This window comes from Priestia sp. 10L35, assembly GCF_056395685.1.
In genome coordinates this window covers 1-370 of sequence record NZ_JBFTKA010000069.1, presented here as the reverse complement: position 1 = coordinate 370, position 370 = coordinate 1, and the positions used below count along the sequence as shown (strand labels likewise).

Below are 370 nucleotides of genomic sequence, written 5' to 3'. Positions count from 1 at the left end.
GAATTGAGCAAACCTCACTTTCGACTGTGGTGAGCGTTTAGTCCCTATGTAAAGTTCTTTTCCAGTAGCCTTACTTAATAATTCCATAGCATTTTCAATAAATTCTTGAGGGACACCCCCATGATCTAAAGCATACTGAAGCTTTTCTAAATCAAAATCCCTCTTTCTGGCTTTCTTTTCGGCTTGGTCAAAATTCACAATTTTTGTCATATTAATTCTCTCCCTTTTTTGTGGAAGGAATTAACCTCTATGTGGTAAAATACACATATAACAACTTGAATAAAGGTTAACTCCAACCTTTTTGATACGAGAGAACCGCCTGTCCGACCAAAGACTTGGGCGGTTTTTCTCGTTCCTAGTAAATTATAAC

Annotated in this window: 1 pseudogene; it reads right to left on the bottom strand. The window is 37.0% G+C overall.

Going from position 1 to position 370, the window contains the following annotated elements:
- A pseudogene (locus AC1DEF_RS29385) lies at positions 1 to 210 on the bottom strand (MarR family transcriptional regulator); the annotation flags it as partial.
- Positions 211 to 370 lie beyond the last annotated feature (160 nt).